Here is a 16584-nt window from a genome sequence, read left to right as displayed (position 1 = left end):
ATGGCGGTGTTTTATTGGACATTACGCGCGCTGCTCAGCCACTGGCGGCGGCATCCCGTGCAGTTCTTCAGCGTGCTCACCGGCCTGTGGCTGGCCACCGCGCTGTTGATTGGCGTGCAAGCGCTCAACAGCCAGGCGCGTGACAGCTATGCCCGCGCCAGCCAATTGATCGGGGGTGAACCGCAGGCCAGCCTCAGTGCACCTGACGAGGCCGCTTTCCCGCAGGCGGTGTTTGCCCAGATGCGTCGTGCCGGGTGGCCGGTGTCGCCGGTGGTGCAGGGGCGCGTGCAGCTCAAGGGGCTGGAAGATGTTCGCTTGCAGTTGATGGGCATCGACCCGGTGTCGTTGCCCGGCAGTGGTGCGGTGGCGGGTCAGCGCTTGAGCCAGGCGCAGATGCTGGCGTTTTTCGAGCCGCCGGGGCGCACTTGGATCGCGCCGCAGACCTTGCAGGGCCTAGGGCTGTACGAAGGTCAGCAGCCGACTACCTTGAGCGGTCATACACTGCCGCCGCTGCAAGCCCAACCGGATATGGCGCCCGGCGTGCTGCTCACCGATATTGGTTTTGCCCAACCTGTGCTGGAGATGCCCGAGCGCCTGTCGCGCCTGCTGGTGGACAAGGCTTTTGCCGCCGGCCACCCCACGCCGCCCGCCGGATTGCAACTCAAGCAGGGCGAGGACAACAACCTCGCGCGCCTCACCGAAAGCTTTCACCTGAACCTCGATGCGCTGGGCTTCCTGTCGTTTGTGGTGGGGCTGTTTATTGTGCACGCCGCCATCGGCCTGGCCCTGGAGCAGCGGCGCGGGCTGTTGCGTACCTTGCGTGCCTGCGGGGTCAGCGTGCGGATGTTGATCGTCAGCCTGAGCGTCGAACTCGGCGTGTTGTCATTGCTGGGTGGCGTGCTTGGTGTGGCGAGCGGCTACCTGCTGGCCAGTCTGCTGCTGCCGGATGTGGCGGCCAGCCTGCGCGGCTTGTATGGCGCCGAGGTGGCGGGGCAGTTAAACCTGAGCCCGTGGTGGTGGGGCGCGGGGTTGGGCTTGAGTTTGTTCGGCGCTTTGCTCGCTGGCGCCAGCAGCTTATGGCGGGCGGCGCGCCTGCCATTGCTGGCGCTGGCCAACGCCCAGGCCTGGCATGAGGCGCATGGGCGCTGGTTGCGCCGTCAAGGTTGGGTGGCCAGTGCGGCGCTGCTGATCGCGGTGCTGGCGCTGTGGTTGGGCAATAGCCTGGCCGCCGGCTTTGTGCTGATGGCCGCCTTGTTGCTTGGCGCTGCCCTCGGTTTGCCGGTGGTGCTCAATGGCCTGCTCAAGGCCGTGTTGGGGCGCAGCCGTTCGGTGCTCGGCCAATGGTTTCTGGCGGACTGCCGCCAACAGTTGCCGGCTTTGAGTCTTGCGCTGATGGCATTGCTATTGGCCCTGGCCGCGAATATTGGCGCGGGTTCCATGACCTCGGGGTTTCGTCACACATTCAATAACTGGCTGGAGCAGCGTCTCACCGCCGAGCTGTACCTCAACCCGCAAAACCCGACGCAGGCGCAGCAGCTCAGTCACTGGCTGGCGCAACACCCGTTGGTACAAACGGTGTTGCCCACCTGGCAGGTCGCGGTGCAATTGCAGGGCTGGCCGGCGGACTTGTTTGGCGTGGTCGACGACCCGACCTATCGCCAGCACTGGCCTTTGCTTGAGGCGACGAATGATCCGTGGGACCAGTTGCAGCGAGGCGATACCTTGATGCTCAGCGAGCAATTGGCGCGCAGGCTCGGTGTGCAGCTCGGTGATAGCGTGAGCATCCCCACGCCACACGGCGTGTGGGCGCCCAAACTGGTGGGGATCTACGCCGATTACGGCAACCCCAAGGGCCACGTGCTGGTCAATGCCCAGCACCTGTTGGCCCACTGGCCGACGCTGTCACCGGCGCGTTTCAACCTGCGGGTTTCACCGTCGGACGTGGCGCCGCTGGTGCGTGAGGTGCAACGCGCCTTTGCCCTGGAAGACAGTCGCATCATCGATCAACAGCAACTCAAGGGTTGGTCGAGCCAAGTGTTCGAACGCACCTTCGCCGCCACGGCCGCGCTGAACAGCCTGACGTTGGGCGTGGCCGGTGTCGCGCTGTTTATCAGCCTGTTGACCCAGAGCCAGAGCCGCCTTGGCCAACTTGCACCGCTGTGGGCATTGGGTGTCACGCGTCGGCAACTTATGCTGCTCAACCTCGGCCAGACCTGGCTGTTGGCGGTGCTCACGCTGGTGCTGGCTGTGCCGCTCGGCCTGCTGTTGGCGTGGTGCCTGGACGCCGTGATCAATGTGCAGGCCTTTGGTTGGCGCTTGCCGTTGCAGGTGTTCCCGTGGCAGCTGGCTCAATTGCTCGGGTTGGCGATGCTTGCGACCTTGCTGGCCTCGGCCTGGCCGTTGTGGCAGTTGTACCGCAGCCGCCCGGCGGATTTGTTGAGGACGTTTGCCAATGAAGATTAAGTGCCTGTTGTGGGCGTTTTTAGTGTTATTGGGCGCTTGCGACAAAGTCCCAGAGCCGCAGGAAAGCTTTGCCGGGCTGGGCAGTGACGCGGCAGATTTCGCCCAAGTGGTGCCCGGCAAAGTCTTCAGCTTCCCCGAAGACCATGGTTCCCACGCCGGCTTTCGCATTGAATGGTGGTACGTCACCGCGAACCTCAAGGATGAACAAGGCAATGTATTCGGCGTGCAATGGACGTTGTTTCGCAACGCCCTCAAGGCCGGGCCGACGCAAACGGGCTGGCACGACTCGACCATTTGGCTTGGGCACGCCGCTGTCACTTCCGCCACCCACCACTACGCCGCCGAGCGCTACGCCCGAGGTGGCGTCGGCCAGGCCGGCGTCCAGGCGGTGCCGTTCAACGCCTGGATTGACGACTGGAGTTTCGCCACCCGCCCCGGTGCCGCGAGCGCGTTGGCGGACATGCAGCTCAAGGCCAACGGCGCGCAATTCGCCTATGACGTGCACCTCACTTCCAGTCGCCCATTGGTGCTGCAGGGCGACGGCGGCTACAGCCGCAAATCCGACCAGGGCCAAGCGTCGTACTACTACAGCCAGCCGTTTTTCAACGCCAAGGGCAGCGTCAGCATCGACGGCAGGACCTATCAAGTCACCGGCGCCGCTTGGCTCGACCGCGAGTGGAGCAGCCAACCGCTGACCGCCAGCCAGACCGGCTGGGACTGGTTCTCGCTGCACCTGGACCGTGGCGAGCAGTTGATGCTGTTTCGTGTGCGACAAACCGACGGTGCGTCCTATATGACCGGCACTTGGATTGATCACGAAGGGCGTACGCAAACCCTGCACAACGCGGATATCCAGCTGACACCGCTGGAAACCACCCACATTGACGGCCGCAACATTCCTACACGCTGGTCGCTGAAAATTCCTGGCAAACAGCTGGATATCACCCCCCAGGCCGTCAACCCCAAAGCCTGGATGAACCTGAGTATTCCGTACTGGGAAGGGCCGGTGCAGTTTGACGGTGGGGTAGGTTATCTGGAGATGACCGGATATTAGCGTGGTTTTTGTAGGCTCTATTTCTTCGCTGTGTAGGTAACTTCCCAAATGTGAATCGGCCCCCCTGGACTTGTGTTCGGGGCGTGGGCGCTTGCTTATATTTCGACGCCATCTCTATTGCATCCTGGATGTAGGGCATGGCGCAGAGCTATATCAACGACCGCGCGACGGACTACCAGAGCTTGAAAATCCGGTTGATGGGCGGCGCCCTGAGCCGCCAGCGTTCCGACCATTTTGATGTGTTGAACCGGCATTTGCGCACTGGCTTTGTGGCTCAGGGCCAACTGGTGATTATTCCCGACAGCCACAGCGTGAGTTGTTCGGTCGAGGAAGCCTGGCTGATGCGCCATGCCGAAGAAGTCCGCCGAAATCTGGAGCTGAATGCCGCGGCCGGCACGGTGTTGCTCGAGAACTATGACTTGCTGCAGAGCTTCCTGGCCAATGGCTCGATGGGTATCGGCAGCGCGACATCGGCGTGGGCGCGGCACTTGAATGAAGTGGCGCAAACGCTGGAAGAAATCGAGCGGCTGCATCAGCGGTTGAAAGACGGTCGTTTGGACAGGGCGATGTTTATCCAGCAGCGCCAGGCGGTGTTTCGACGCTTAAATGTACAGCTGCAGGGTGCGGCACGTTTTGGTACGGGATTGCGGGGCAATGAGTCGTTGAAAAAGGTGTTGGGGATTTCGACCAAGAGTTATCTGCACAAGGGTGAAATCGCGGGGTATGCGAAGCGGATTCGGGAGATGGCGCAGATGTCGAAGTGGTTGGGTAAAGGGACTTATGTGGGGTTGGTGTTGGATACGGGGGCGGCGGGGTTGGAGATCAAGGAGGCATGTGTGGCGGGAAGGGAGGCGCAGTGTCGGAGGGCGAAGTATGTGGAGACGGGGAAGTTTACGGGTGGGGTTTTGGGGGCAGCGGGGGCTGGGGCGTTGGGTGCTGATCTAACTCGTCGTGCATGCAACATTTTTTTAGGTGTCGCGACTAGAGGAAGCGGTGCTCTGAACTGTGCAATTGTTGGGGGCGCTGCTGGAGGGTATGCAGGAGGCAATCTAGGGGGAGCAGGTGGTGCGTTCTTGGGCGGCAAGGTCATAGAGATAGATGGCGATTTGATCTTTCAACCAGAGGGAGCTTAACGATGTCTTGGTTTTTCACCTACACCATCGTGATGGTGATTGGGACGTTCGTTGTTGTGGGACTGATGTGTTATGCCACGCGTGCAAAACTCGACGAGCTGGAAAGTTACTTCAGTGAAAATGTAGAGGTGCTCAAACTTCAGCAACGCTGGAGAAACCGGCGGCTCGCTAGATTTAATCGTATGTGCCTCATGATCAGTATCCTGACAATGCCAAAACGCCACGTGAAAGACGGTTTTGTGACTGAGGCAGAATTGGCCGCTATACCTTTAGCACTCAAGCGCTGGGCTGTATGGCTGTATCGTCTCGCGATATTTTTGGCCTCCTACTGGGGTCTTTGGATTACTTGGCTCTAAGAGCGTGTCCTTTTTTACACATTTCCCTGAAAATTACACTGTACATACATCCAGTAATATCATAGATTCCATCCCAGGTGACCGGATGTCACCTGAGCTTCACTTTTTAACTATGGATGGATAAAAAATGAAATCGAAAAAAGCCTTTATGCTGGGCGCGGCCATGGCGGCCTCCTGCTTCGTTTCGGCCTTTGCCCTGGCCGAGCAATACCCATCGCAACCGCTTCCAAAACTCAGTGCCCAGGCCGTCAAACAGGCTGCCGAGAAAGCCCTCAAGCCCGGTGGCAAGCTTGAGTCCAAACAGGTTTCCCCGCAGCTCCAGCAAAAGCTCAAGGCGGCGATGACGGTGAAATCGGCCGCTAAGTCCAAGGTGGCAGCCAGCAAGGCGGCGAAAATCACCACGGTTGCTACCGCCGACAGTGAACTGAAGAAACCCGATCAGGACAAACTCAAAGTCGCCGCTGCCGATTTTGTACCGCTGTTTCCGACGCTGGATGTCAACACCCTCTACACCATCACCGACGTGCAGACCGGCCAGGACTTTCCCTATCACTTCAACCTGCCACAAAGCGCCCGCGTGCTGGTGCAATTGATTGACCAAAGTGCCGGCGCCAACATGTCGCTGACCCTGTTCCGCGATGATGGCCAAGGCGACCCGCAACTGATCGATACCTCCGACAACCCGGGCAATGCCGATGAGTACCTGAGCGGTGTGCTGCCGGCAGGGGATTACTACTGGTACATGGTGGCCAACCAGGCCGACAACGCTCAATTCAGCTTTGGCGTGGGTGTGGAGACCAACATCGATGCCTATGAGCCCAACGACACCCCACAGACGTCGTTCGTACTGCCAGATGCCCTGAACAGAGTGACGGGCAACATCGACAACCCCAACGATATCGATTACTTCGCTTTTCAGGCCACTCGTGGCCAAAACGTGGCGATCGCCTTGAGCGACGACAAGAAGGGCGTGCGGGAACAATGGATCTTCGAGCGTCTGGAGGGGAACAACTGGGTTGTGGTGCCGGCTGATACCAGCCTGACGACCTCCGGTATCGCGCCGGGCTATGTGGCCCAGGTTCGTGTGCGGGCCAACCCTGCTGTGGTCCAGGACCCTACGGCTGAGTACAAGCTGACCTTGGGTTCGGCGCCGCACTTGAACGGCTTTGAGGTGAAGGGCGACAACGTGGTGCGGGTGCCGAACAACGTATTCTGGATGGCGACGCAGGCGGCACGGACCTTGACCTGGTCCACCAATTGGTTCGACTCCACTGGCGTGCCGCTGCTGGGGGTGACCCCAGTGCTACGTGTCGACAAACGCTTTGAGGGCACCGAGTTCCACTGGACCGACTTCAAGGCCACCACCAACAGTGCAGGTGCGTCCCTGTCCAGTGCCGCGCTGGGCGATTGCTTCGGCGAGTACCGTGTGGAGTACCCGGACAGCAGCTCCGGCGTCAAATACAACTGGGCCACTACCTTCAACTTCGGTGGCTGGCGTATCGAGCTGGAGGAGTTCCCAGGTGTGGGCGTGGGTGGCGACAACGTGCCTTACGTGACCCTCGGGCATATCTGCACACAGGACATCCTGCACTGATTCAACGTCGTAAATGAGAAGGGGTAGCCATAATGGGCTACCCTTTTTTTCGCTAACGGCCGTTTTATTGACCTGTTAATGCGAGCGCCAACGGCAAGCGCGCCATGCTCGTGCGCTTCAATGAACCCAGGTAAAGCCAGTCGCCATACTCCCGAGCGGTAGTGACGGGCGAGTAATTGCCTGCACTGTCATCCTGCAGATTGGCGATGACGTTACCCTCAGTATCCAGCCCCAGCACAAAAGCTTTGCGCTCGATGGGTTTGGGCACCACCAGCAGCGCGCGCACCATCACCTTGCGCAGCAGCGGGTAGCCGGCAAAGCTGTCCAGCAGTGGATTGCGCGGCGAGTACAGCGCCACCCAGAAACGGTCCCTGCCGTTGAAGCTGAGGTTGTCCGGCAAGCCGGGCAGATTGTCGATGAACAAATCATGGGTGCCGGCTCGTTCGCCTTTGAGCCAATAACGGCTGATGCGATAGGCGCCGGTCTCATTCACCAGCACATAGTTTTCATTCGGACCCAAAGCCACGCCGTTGGCGAATTGCAGCTGGTCCAGCAACACATCGGTGTTGCCGTTGCTGAAGTCATAGCGCAGCAGCCGACCATCGCCGCCATGCTCGATCACCGCTTCACCGTCCTGCCCATAACCCCAGCGACTCGATGCATCGCTGAAGTACGCATAACGTCCGCTGGCGTCCACGATGACGTCATCGGTGAAGGCAAACGGCAGGTCATTGGCGCCGGTGCTGAGAGGGGTGAGTTGGCGTTGGGCATCCAGTGCAAGCAGTCCCTTGATCCCATCGGCAATGATCAGGCGACCATCCGGGTGTAGCGCCATGCCCAGGGGGCGCCCGCCGGTATTGGCCAGCACTTCCAGGCTGCGGCTGTCGGGTGAGGTGCGGATGATGCGTCCGTCATGCAGGCCACTGATCAGAAATCCCTGGGCATCCAGCAGCAAGGCCTCGGGCCCGGCGATGTCCTGGGCGCCGATCTTCTGCACACCCCTGAGACGCTGGTTCTCAGCGTAGGGACCGTCTTTCATCGAGGGCGCCTTGGGCGGCGTCCAATTCACCGGTTGCACCTTGGTCGGCATTAATAGCAGAAAGGCGATCACTGCCAGAAACAGCACAAACAGCAGATGGCGCAGTTTTCTTGGGCGGGTACTCATGTGGATTCCTGGTTGTTGTGGGGAGGCGGTTCCCAGTGCAGGGTGCCGAACAAGTAGTCCATCAGGGGAAGCACGATATTGAAATTACGCCCCTGCATCAGCTCACGGCGGTGATGCAGGGCATGCAGCCGGTGCATCTGGCGGATCCACGGCAGGCGCGCCAGCGGGTGATTGGCGGGCAAGTGCTCGCAGGCGTGAAACACTTCGTAAAGTAAATACCCAAGGATCATGCACCCGGCGAACAGCCCGGCGACGTTGGGGCTCAGTTGCTGAAGCAGCCACCAGGCGGGCAAGGTGATTGCCAGGCTGTGCAACACGATCAGCCAGGCCGGGAACAGGATAACGCGCCAGTCCCTCGGGCTGTCGAAAGTCATGTGGCCGGGGGTGAAGAAGCTGTGGTGATCGCCGGTGTGGCGCGCGTAGAACAAACGAGTCAAGGCATGTTTATGGTGGCCGAGGTGGCGGTGCACCAGGTAGATGCAGAGGTTGAAGAACACCAGCGTCAAGGGCACGGTCAGCCATTGCAATGCGGATACGTGGGCGGTGGATGACCACGCAAGGGCGATGCAGGCAACGCCGTAGCCGAACACGAAACTGGCGTGAAGCCAGGGGTTGTAGTGGGGCGCGACGTTAGCGCGGTAGCGGACGCGAAAGGTCTCGGTGGGGTGGCGCATGGCGGGCAGCTCGGTGTTTTTATTGTTGGTGGATGAGCTTAGTTGCTACTCGAATTTGTGCGAGTTTTTGCGTAGTACACAACGCTAATGTGGGAGCGACCGACCAGCGGCCCCTTGCGCCTGCCTAATTTCCTTGCTAGCTTCTCGCAAAATGTTAACGATAACATTTGCTCTAAAAATAAAAACAAAACAGAGACCCATGCCATGAAAATGCTTCCGAAAACCCTGTGTTTATTGGCTGTAAGCATCACCCTCGGCACCGCTTCCCCGGCGTTTGCCGACACTGCCAAGCCGATCCGCATTGGCGCGTCCTTCCAGGAAATCAACAACCCCTATTTCGTCACCATGAAAAACGCCTTGGAAGAAGCCGGGGCGACCATCGGCGCGAAGTTGATCATCACCGACGCCCGCCATGACGTGTCCAAGCAGGTCAGTGACGTCGAAGACATGCTGCAAAAAGGCATCGATATCCTGCTGATCAACCCCACCGATTCGGTGGGCGTGCAGTCGGCCGTCAAATCCGCCCACGCCGCCGGTGTGGTGGTGGTCGCGGTAGACGCCCAGGCGGATGGCCCGCTCGATTCCTTCGTCGGTTCGAAAAACTTCGACGCCGGCTTCCAGGCCTGTGAATACCTGGCCAAGAACATCGGCAACAAAGGCAATATCGCCATCCTCGATGGCATCGCCGTGGTGCCGATCCTGGAGCGTGTGCGCGGTTGCAAAGAGGCCGTTGCGAAGCACCCGGACATCAAGATTGTCAGCATCCAGAACGGCAAGCAGGAGCGTGACCAGGCGCTGACCGTCACCGAGAATATGCTGCAGGCCCAGCCCACCCTCAAGGGCATTTTCAGCGTGAATGACAACGGCTCCCTCGGCGCTCTGTCGGCCATCGAAGCCAGTGGCCTGGACGTGAAGCTGGTCAGCGTCGACGGCGCGCCGGAAGCGATCAAGGCGATCCAGAAACCCGGCAGCAAATTCATCGCTACCTCGGCCCAATACCCCCGCGACCAGATCCGCCTCGCCCTGGGCATTGCCCTGGCGAAGAAGTGGGGCTCGCAAGTGCCGGCCACCATTCCAGTGGACATCACCTTGATCGACCAGGCCAAAGCCAAGGATTTCAGCTGGTAAATCGTCCAGGCCCCACGCCATCCGTGGGGCTTAAGGTTTCCTTCTGAATACGAGGTCGGCGGTATGAGCAGTCTTCTGAAGCTGGAAAACATCTGTAAGCGGTACCCGGGCGTACAGGCCCTCAAGTCCATCAACCTGCAAGTCGAGCGCGGTGAGATTCATGCCTTGCTCGGCGAAAATGGCGCGGGCAAATCGACGCTGATGAAGATTCTCGGCGGCGTCGAGCATCAAGACGAAGGCCAGATACTGATCGACGGGCAGGCGCAGCAATTCGCGACCTATCGCGACGCCATTGCTGCGGGTATCGGCATTGTGTTCCAGGAATTCAGCCTGATTCCCTACCTCACGGCGGTGGAAAACATCTTCCTCGGCCATGAGCTGAGCAACCGCTTCGGCCTGTTGCGCAAGCGCGAGATGGTCGAGGCCAGCGAGGCCTTGTTCAGGCGCCTGGGCGTGAGCATCGACCTGCAATGCGCGGTCAAGCACCTGAGCGTGGCCGAGCAGCAGTTTGTCGAAATCGCCAAGGCCCTGGCCCTGGATGCGCGCCTGCTGGTGCTCGACGAACCCACGGCCACGCTTACGCCCAGCGAAGCGGAGCTGCTGTTCGAGATCATGCGCGAACTCAAGCGCCAGGGCGTGGCGGTGATTTTTATCTCGCATCACTTGGAAGAGATTTTCCAGGTGTGCGACCGCATCAGCGTGCTGCGTGACGGCGGCAATGTCGGCGTCACCGATGTGGCCGACAGTGACATCGACCGTTTGGTCGAAATGATGGTAGGTCGTCGCCTGGAATGCAGTTTTCCGCCCAAGCCGACCAGCGCACGCGGCTCGCTGTTGCTGGAGGTCAAGGACATCCAATTGGTGCGCAACGGCCCCCACAACAGCTTCCAATTGCACAAGGGCGAAATTCTCGGCTTTGCCGGCTTGGTCGGCTCCGGCCGTACCGAACTGGCGCTGGGCATGATGGGCGCGCTGCCGGCAGTGAGCAAAGAGGTCTGGCTGCGCGGTGAAAAAATCACCCTCGATGACCCGGCCCAGGCGCTGGCCCACGGCATCGGCCTGCTCCCGGAAAGCCGCAAGAGCGAAGGGCTGATCACCGATTTCAGCATTCGCGAAAACATCTCGCTGAACAACCTGCCCAAATACCAGAACGCCTCCGGCCTGATCGACAAAAGCCGCGAATGTGCGAGCGTCGAAGGCCTGATGAAACAGCTGTCGATCAAAGCCCCGAGCAGCGAAAGCCGGGTGTTCAACCTCAGTGGCGGCAACCAGCAGAAAGTCGTGATCGCCCGCTGGATCAATCACCACTGCAACGTGCTGGTGTTCGACGAACCCACCCGTGGCATCGACGTGGGGGCCAAGGCGCAGATCTACGCGCTGATGCGCAGCCTCACCGAGCAGGGCTACGCAATCATCATGATTTCCTCCGAATTACCGGAAGTCATTGGCATGTGCGACCGCGTCGCGGTGTTCCACAAGGGCGCCATCGTCAAGGTGCTCGAAGCGTCTGCCGTCAATCCTCAAGAGGTCATGCGCCATGCAACAGGGGGCTCAAGTGAATACGTCCATTAGCAGCGGCGACAGCAGCCGGCTGCGCCTGAACCTGGCGAGGCTAGTGCGTTCGCCGGCGTTTTATCCGTTTGTGGGGCTGGTGGTGGTGACCCTGGTGATGATCCTCGCCAGCGACACGTTCCTCACCGCCAGCAACCTGTCGAACATCGCCCGCCAGGTGTCGATCAACGCGATTATCGCGGTGGGCATGACCTGCGTGATTCTCACTGGCGGCATCGATTTGTCGGTGGGGCCGGTGATGGCCTTGTCCGGCACGCTTACCGCCGGGTTGATGGTCGCGGGGCTGCCGCCAGGTTTGGCGATTGGCGCGGGCATGTTGATCGGTGTGGCCTTCGGCATCGGCAACGGTCTGTTCGTGGCCTACCTGCACATGCCGCCGATCATCGTCACCCTGGCGACCATGGGCATCGCCCGTGGCCTGGGCCTGATGTACACCGACGGTTACCCGATTTCCGGGTTGCCGGACTGGTTCGGCTTCTTCGGCCGCCAGAGGCTGTTCGGCATTGAAGTGCCGATCCTGATCATGCTGATCACCTACGCCGCCGCCTATGTGCTGCTGCAACACACGCGCATCGGCCGCTACATCTACGCCATCGGCGGCAATGAAGAAGCGGTGCGTTTGTCCGGCGTGCGCGCCGCGCGCTTCAAGTTGCTGGTGTACGGCATCAGCGGCCTCACGGCGGCGATTGCCGGGCTGGTGCTGACCTCACGCTTGATGAGCGGCCAGCCGAATGCCGGCGTGTCGTTCGAGCTCGATGCGATCGCTGCCGTGGTCCTTGGCGGCGCGTCGATTGCCGGTGGGCGTGGCGTCATCGTCGGCACGTTGCTCGGCGCCCTGCTGCTCGGCGTATTGAACAACGGTCTGAACATGCTTGGCGTTTCGCCCTACGTCCAAAGCGTGATCAAGGGCGGGATCATTCTGCTGGCGATTTTTATCAGCCGTCAGCGCCATAAATAAACTCCTAACAAGAACGGGATCAGACACCATGGATAAGCACACCGAAATGCAAGCCGTCGTCTGCCACGGCCCCAAAGACTACCGCCTCGAACGCATCGGCAAACCTCAGGCACGTGCCAATGAACTGGTGATCCGCATCGCCGCCTGTGGCATCTGCGCCAGTGACTGCAAGTGCCACTCGGGCGCGGCAATGTTCTGGGGGGGTGACAACCCCTGGGTCAAGGCGCCGGTCGTGCCGGGGCACGAGTTTTTTGGCTATGTGGTGGAAGTCGGCGAGGGCGGCGAAGAGCACTTCGACGTCGCGGTAGGCGACAAAGTGATTGCCGAGCAGATCGTGCCCTGCGGCAAGTGCCGCTTCTGCAAATCGGGCAAGTATTGGATGTGCGAAGTGCACAACATCTTCGGCTTCCAGCGTGAAGTGGCCGAAGGCGGCATGGCCCAGTACATGCGCATTCCCAAGACCGCCATCGTGCACAAGATCCCTGAATCGGTGTCGCTGGAAGACTCGGCGCTGGTGGAACCGATGGCCTGCTCGATCCACACCGTCAACCGTGGCGATGTCCAGCTTGACGACGTGGTGGTCATCGCCGGTGCCGGCACCCTCGGCTTGTGCATGGTCCAGGTCGCCGCGTTGAAAACCCCGAAAAAACTGGTGGTGATCGACATGGTCGACGAGCGTCTGGAACTGGCAAAAAAATTCGGCGCTGATGTGGTGATCAACCCGTCCCGCGACAACGCTCGCGAGATCATCAACGGCCTCACCGACAACTATGGTTGCGACGTGTACATCGAAACCACTGGCGTACCGGCCGGCGTCACCCAGGGCCTGGACTTGATCCGCAAGCTCGGGCGCTTTGTCGAGTTCAGCGTGTTTGGCGCCGAGACTACGGTCGACTGGTCGATCATCGGCGACCGCAAGGAGCTGGACGTGCGCGGTGCCCACCTCGGGCCTTACTGCTACCCGATTGCCATCGACCTGTTCGAACGTGGCCTGGTCACCTCCAAGGGCATCGTCACCCACGATTTCCCCTTGGATGACTACGCCGAAGCGTTTGAGCTGGCCAACTCGACCAAGTCAATCAAGGTGCTGTTGAAGCCGGTGGCCTGAGCATGAACTACGTGATGGGTGTCGACATAGGAACCCAGAGCACCAAGGCGCTGCTGGTGGATGGTCAAGGCACGATCATCGCCCAGCACAGCCAGGGGTATCGCGTGGATACCCCGAAAGTGCGCTGGGCCGAACAATGGCCGCAGGTCTGGCTGGACGCCGTCGAAGCCTGTGTCGCGCAGTGCATGGGCAAGGCGGGCGTGGCGGCGCAGCAGGTCAAGGCGCTGTGCATCAGCAGCCTGTATGGCGGTTCGGGAATTGCGGTGGATGCACAGATCACACCGCTGCACCCGTGCCTGATCTGGATGGACCGCCGCGCCGGCGAGCAGGTGGCCTGGGTGCGCGAGCAGGTGGACCTGGAACGCTTGTTCGAGGTCACCGGCAACTCGGTGGACAGCTACTACGGTTTCACTAAGATGCTCTGGCTCAAGCAGCACCAGCCTGAGGTGTGGGCGAACACCCGCTACTTGCTGCCGCCCAACAGCTATATCAACTTGTGCCTCACGGGTGAGTTGGCGGTGGACCATAGCAGCGCCGGCAATATCGGTGGTGTCTACGATGTGGCCGCGCGCGGCTGGTCCGGCGAGATGCTCGATGCTCTGGGCATACCGCAGGCGATGATGCCTGAACGCTTGGTGTATTCCGGTGAAGTGGTCGGTGGCTTGTTGCAAGACTGGGCATTGCGCCTGGGCCTGCAGGCCGGCACACCGATTCTGGCCGGTGGCGTCGATGCGGCCATGGCCACCTTGGCAGCGGGCGTGACTCAGCCGGGCAATCACGTGGCGATGGTCGGCACCAGCATGTGCTGGGGTTACCTGAACCAGCAGGTGGATGCACATCACGGCTTGGTGAGCATGCCCCACGTCTACAACGGCCACCGGGACCTTTACATATTCGGCGGTGCGATTACCGCCGGTGCCTCGGTCAGTTGGTTTCGCGAGCAGTTCTGCCAGGCTGAAGAGCAACAGGCCAAGGCCACCGGCCAGGACAGTCTGGCGCTGCTGGAACAGAGCGCGATGAGCATTCCGGCGGGCAGTGAGGGCCTGTTGTTCCTGCCTTACCTGATGGGCGAGCGCAGCCCGGTGTGGGATGACCGCGCAAGTGGCAGTTTTGTCGGCTTGAACCTGTATCACAGCCGCATTCACCTGTACCGCGCGGTGCTGGAGGGGGTGAGTTTTGCCCTGCGGCATAACATCGAGGCGGGCACTCGCGGGGCGCATTCCCTGGACCCGCGTTTGATCGTGGTGGGTGGCGCGAGCCATTCGGATTTGTGGATGCAGATCATCGCGGATATTACGCAGTACCCGGTGTACACCATCGTTCAGGAGGTGGAAGCGGCGTTGGGTGCGGCGTTGTTGGCGGCGCATACGGTGGGGTTGGTGAGTGATGGGGAGATGGATAAAGGGTGGGTGCAGTTGGCGCTGCGGGCGGAGCCACAGCGGGAAAATATCGCAACCTACGACCAAGCGTTTGCCGAGTATTTGAAGCTGTATCCCGCCCTGAAACCGATCATGCACACCCTGCAAACGAACTGATTCAACACAGCCCAAAAATGTGGGAGCGAGCAAGTCGAACCGTCGCACCGCCGCTCCCACAGGGGATCTCCATTGTTCTTGAGATTGTGATCTATGAACGCAGCCTTCGACTTCACCCACCACCGTATCCTCGTCACCGGCGCCAGCAGTGGCATCGGCCGCGAGATCGCCCTGCAGTTGATCGCCAGCGGCGCTGACGTCTTTGCCCTCGGCCGCGACGCCCAAGCCCTGGCCCAACTCGGCTGCCACACCCTCTGCCTGGACATCGCCGACAGCACCGCCCTCGACAAAGCCCTGCAAGACCTGCCGCCGCTGCACGGCCTGGTCAACTGCGCCGGCATCTCGCGCCTGGAACCCGCTGCCATGATTAGCGCCGACGCGTTCGACCAAGTGATGAACGTCAACGCCCGCGCCGCCGCGCAAGTCGCCAGCCGCGTGGCCGCCAAAATGATCAAGGCACACATCGCCGGTAGCATCGTCAACGTCTCCAGCCAGGCCTCGCTGGTGGCCCTGGACGATCACCTCGGCTACTGCGCGTCCAAGGCCGCGCTGGACGCGATCACCCGTGTGCAATGCGCCGAGTGGGGCCGTTTTGGGATTCGCGTCAACAGCGTCAATCCTACGGTCACGCTCACACCGATGGCGACCATGGCCTGGTCCGAGCCGGCCAAGCGTGATCCTGCGCTGGCGGCTATTCCCTTGGGACGCTTCGCTGAAACCTTGGAAGTTGCGCTGCCGGTGCTGTTCCTGCTGAGCCGCGCCGCCAGCATGATCAGCGGTGTCAGCCTGCCCATTGACGGCGGCTATACCAGCCGCTAGCCGTTTTCCAACTGGCCGGCTATCACCACCTTGTCCCGTGGTTTGAACGGGTCTTCGAGGTGGTCAAGCAACAGGCGTACCGCGCTGCTGCCGGCCAAGGACGCGTCGTGGGCCACGCAGGCGATGGGCACGCCGAAGATATCGGCGAAGGGCAGGCGGTCGATGCCGCAAATGGTCAGGCTGTCGTGGGGGATGTTGTGCATGCGCAACGCGCGCAGGGCACCGAGGGTGATCAACTGGTTGAAGCCCATGATCGCATCCGGCGCCGAGTGTTCGGCCAGGTAGTCGAGGGTGTGCAGGTACGACGGCATCAGCGTGTAGTCGCCGGCCTGCACTTCGACCTGCACCTGGGGATGTTCGGCCAGCACTTCGTGCAGGCCCTTGAGGCGTTCGACGGTGATGCGTGAGTGTTCGGGCCCCGTCAGCACCAGCAGGCGCTTGAGGTCGGGCGTCTGGCGCAGCAGGTAGTGCGCGGCCTGGATGCCGCTGTGGTAGTTGTCCAGCACCACGCGGCTGAACGGGCTGTCGTGGATCGTGCGATCGAGCAGCACCACCGGGGTCTTGCCGTTGCCCAGGCGTTCAAGGTAGTCGGGTTGGTAGCTCGGCTCGTCCGAGACCGGCGACAGGATGATCCCCGCCACGCGGTAGCCCAACAGGGTGTCCACGGCTTTGCTTTCCAGTTCTTCCAGCTCGTCGGTGTCCACCAGCATGATGGTGTAGCCGTGCTGCTTGGCCTCGCGGGAAATCGCCTTGATCATTTCGCTGTAGAACGGGTTGTCCACTGAGGCGGTGATCACGCCGATGATCAGGCTTTCACTGCGCTTGAGCCCGCGCGCGAAGGCGTTGGGCACATAGTCCAGCTCCCGCGCTACTTCGAGGATGCGCGCCAGGGTGGCCGGCTTGACCAAGTCAGGTTTGCTCAGCGCGCGGGACACCGTGATGGTGGTCATGCCCACGCGTTTGGCGATGTCGCTGATGGTGACGGACTTTTTCTTGTTCATCGGCAAGGCTGCAAAAGGAAACCC

The 16584-nt window shown here is 61.0% G+C and carries 14 protein-coding genes; 11 read left to right on the top strand and 3 right to left on the bottom strand.

Annotation, left to right across the window (positions count from 1 at the left end):
• The 5 genes from AACY30_RS01785 to AACY30_RS01765 all read left to right on the top strand — a co-directional run bounded on the left by AACY30_RS01785 (position 1) and on the right by AACY30_RS01765 (position 6600).
• Positions 1–2463: an ABC transporter permease gene (locus tag AACY30_RS01785; protein ID WP_339539521.1), complete on the top strand. Its 2463-nt coding sequence runs from the start codon at positions 1–3 to the stop codon at positions 2461–2463.
• Positions 2453–3517, top strand: coding sequence for a lipocalin-like domain-containing protein (locus AACY30_RS01780; RefSeq protein WP_339539519.1), 1065 nt, complete (start codon positions 2453–2455; stop codon positions 3515–3517). Before AACY30_RS01785 ends, AACY30_RS01780 begins: the two co-directional genes overlap by 11 nt.
• 137 nt (positions 3518–3654) lie before the next feature.
• On the top strand, positions 3655–4650 hold the full coding sequence (locus AACY30_RS01775) for a hypothetical protein (RefSeq protein WP_339539517.1): 996 nt from the start codon (positions 3655–3657) through the stop codon (positions 4648–4650).
• Between the two features lie 2 nt (positions 4651–4652).
• A complete protein-coding gene (locus AACY30_RS01770; RefSeq protein ID WP_339467584.1) occupies positions 4653–5006 on the top strand; it encodes a hypothetical protein in 354 nt (117 codons plus the stop codon).
• 127 nt (positions 5007–5133) lie between these two features.
• Positions 5134–6600 (top strand): hypothetical protein, encoded by a 1467-nt coding sequence (locus tag AACY30_RS01765; protein ID WP_339539515.1) that lies wholly within the window; start codon positions 5134–5136, stop codon positions 6598–6600.
• 64 nt (positions 6601–6664) lie between these two features.
• Here AACY30_RS01765 and AACY30_RS01760 read toward each other — a convergent pair whose 3' ends face one another.
• Both AACY30_RS01760 and AACY30_RS01755 read right to left on the bottom strand, forming a co-directional pair.
• A complete protein-coding gene (locus AACY30_RS01760; protein ID WP_339539513.1) occupies positions 6665–7765 on the bottom strand; it encodes an SMP-30/gluconolactonase/LRE family protein in 1101 nt (366 codons plus the stop codon).
• Positions 7762–8439 (bottom strand): sterol desaturase family protein, encoded by a 678-nt coding sequence (locus tag AACY30_RS01755; protein ID WP_339467577.1) that lies wholly within the window; start codon positions 8437–8439, stop codon positions 7762–7764. The genes AACY30_RS01760 and AACY30_RS01755 overlap by 4 nt, the downstream gene beginning before the upstream one ends.
• Before the next feature lie 204 nt (positions 8440–8643).
• On the opposite strand from AACY30_RS01755, the gene AACY30_RS01750 reads away from it, so the two are divergent.
• The 6 genes from AACY30_RS01750 (at position 8644) to AACY30_RS01725 (ending at position 15559) form a co-directional block, all read left to right on the top strand.
• Positions 8644–9567 carry a substrate-binding domain-containing protein gene (locus tag AACY30_RS01750; protein ID WP_065880947.1) on the top strand — a complete coding sequence of 308 codons (924 nt, stop codon included), beginning with the start codon at positions 8644–8646 and terminating at the stop codon, positions 9565–9567.
• 63 nt (positions 9568–9630) lie between these two features.
• Positions 9631–11139 carry a sugar ABC transporter ATP-binding protein gene (locus AACY30_RS01745; RefSeq protein ID WP_339539511.1) on the top strand — a complete coding sequence of 503 codons (1509 nt, stop codon included), beginning with the start codon at positions 9631–9633 and terminating at the stop codon, positions 11137–11139.
• The gene (locus tag AACY30_RS01740; RefSeq protein ID WP_339539510.1) at positions 11105–12097 is read left to right on the top strand and encodes an ABC transporter permease; all 993 of its coding nucleotides are present in this window, start codon (positions 11105–11107) and stop codon (positions 12095–12097) included. Before AACY30_RS01745 ends, AACY30_RS01740 begins: the two co-directional genes overlap by 35 nt.
• Before the next feature lie 28 nt (positions 12098–12125).
• Positions 12126–13205 (top strand): alcohol dehydrogenase catalytic domain-containing protein, encoded by a 1080-nt coding sequence (locus AACY30_RS01735; protein ID WP_065875978.1) that lies wholly within the window; start codon positions 12126–12128, stop codon positions 13203–13205.
• A 2-nt stretch (positions 13206–13207) separates the two neighbouring features.
• Positions 13208–14740: an FGGY-family carbohydrate kinase gene (locus tag AACY30_RS01730; RefSeq protein WP_339467572.1), complete on the top strand. Its 1533-nt coding sequence runs from the start codon at positions 13208–13210 to the stop codon at positions 14738–14740.
• 93 nt (positions 14741–14833) lie between these two features.
• On the top strand, positions 14834–15559 hold the full coding sequence (locus AACY30_RS01725) for an SDR family oxidoreductase (RefSeq protein ID WP_339539508.1): 726 nt from the start codon (positions 14834–14836) through the stop codon (positions 15557–15559).
• Here AACY30_RS01725 and AACY30_RS01720 read toward each other — a convergent pair.
• Positions 15556–16560 carry a LacI family DNA-binding transcriptional regulator gene (locus AACY30_RS01720; RefSeq protein ID WP_339467570.1) on the bottom strand — a complete coding sequence of 335 codons (1005 nt, stop codon included), beginning with the start codon at positions 16558–16560 and terminating at the stop codon, positions 15556–15558. The two genes, AACY30_RS01725 and AACY30_RS01720, sit on opposite strands and share 4 nt — an antisense overlap.
• Positions 16561–16584 lie beyond the last annotated feature (24 nt).

Origin of the sequence: Pseudomonas sp. RA_5y_Pfl1_P24 (genome assembly GCF_963970945.1) — a bacterium.
GTDB classification, from domain to species: domain Bacteria; phylum Pseudomonadota; class Gammaproteobacteria; order Pseudomonadales; family Pseudomonadaceae; genus Aquipseudomonas; species Aquipseudomonas tritici.
This window is presented reverse-complemented; position numbering and strand designations above follow the sequence as displayed.

Coding starts and splice junctions, on each gene's coding strand:
- AACY30_RS01770 (WP_339467584.1), top strand. CDS start 4,653: ATGTCTTGGTTTTTCACCTACACCATCGTGATGGTGATTGGGACGTTC.
- AACY30_RS01750 (WP_065880947.1), top strand. CDS start 8,644: ATGAAAATGCTTCCGAAAACCCTGTGTTTATTGGCTGTAAGCATCACC.
- AACY30_RS01740 (WP_339539510.1), top strand. CDS start 11,105: ATGCAACAGGGGGCTCAAGTGAATACGTCCATTAGCAGCGGCGACAGC.
- AACY30_RS01755 (WP_339467577.1), bottom strand. CDS start 8,439: ATGCGCCACCCCACCGAGACCTTTCGCGTCCGCTACCGCGCTAACGTC.
- AACY30_RS01730 (WP_339467572.1), top strand. CDS start 13,208: ATGAACTACGTGATGGGTGTCGACATAGGAACCCAGAGCACCAAGGCG.
- AACY30_RS01725 (WP_339539508.1), top strand. CDS start 14,834: ATGAACGCAGCCTTCGACTTCACCCACCACCGTATCCTCGTCACCGGC.
- AACY30_RS01785 (WP_339539521.1), top strand. CDS start 1: ATGGCGGTGTTTTATTGGACATTACGCGCGCTGCTCAGCCACTGGCGG.
- AACY30_RS01775 (WP_339539517.1), top strand. CDS start 3,655: ATGGCGCAGAGCTATATCAACGACCGCGCGACGGACTACCAGAGCTTG.
- AACY30_RS01720 (WP_339467570.1), bottom strand. CDS start 16,560: ATGAACAAGAAAAAGTCCGTCACCATCAGCGACATCGCCAAACGCGTG.
- AACY30_RS01735 (WP_065875978.1), top strand. CDS start 12,126: ATGGATAAGCACACCGAAATGCAAGCCGTCGTCTGCCACGGCCCCAAA.
- AACY30_RS01745 (WP_339539511.1), top strand. CDS start 9,631: ATGAGCAGTCTTCTGAAGCTGGAAAACATCTGTAAGCGGTACCCGGGC.
- AACY30_RS01760 (WP_339539513.1), bottom strand. CDS start 7,765: ATGAGTACCCGCCCAAGAAAACTGCGCCATCTGCTGTTTGTGCTGTTT.
- AACY30_RS01780 (WP_339539519.1), top strand. CDS start 2,453: ATGAAGATTAAGTGCCTGTTGTGGGCGTTTTTAGTGTTATTGGGCGCT.
- AACY30_RS01765 (WP_339539515.1), top strand. CDS start 5,134: ATGAAATCGAAAAAAGCCTTTATGCTGGGCGCGGCCATGGCGGCCTCC.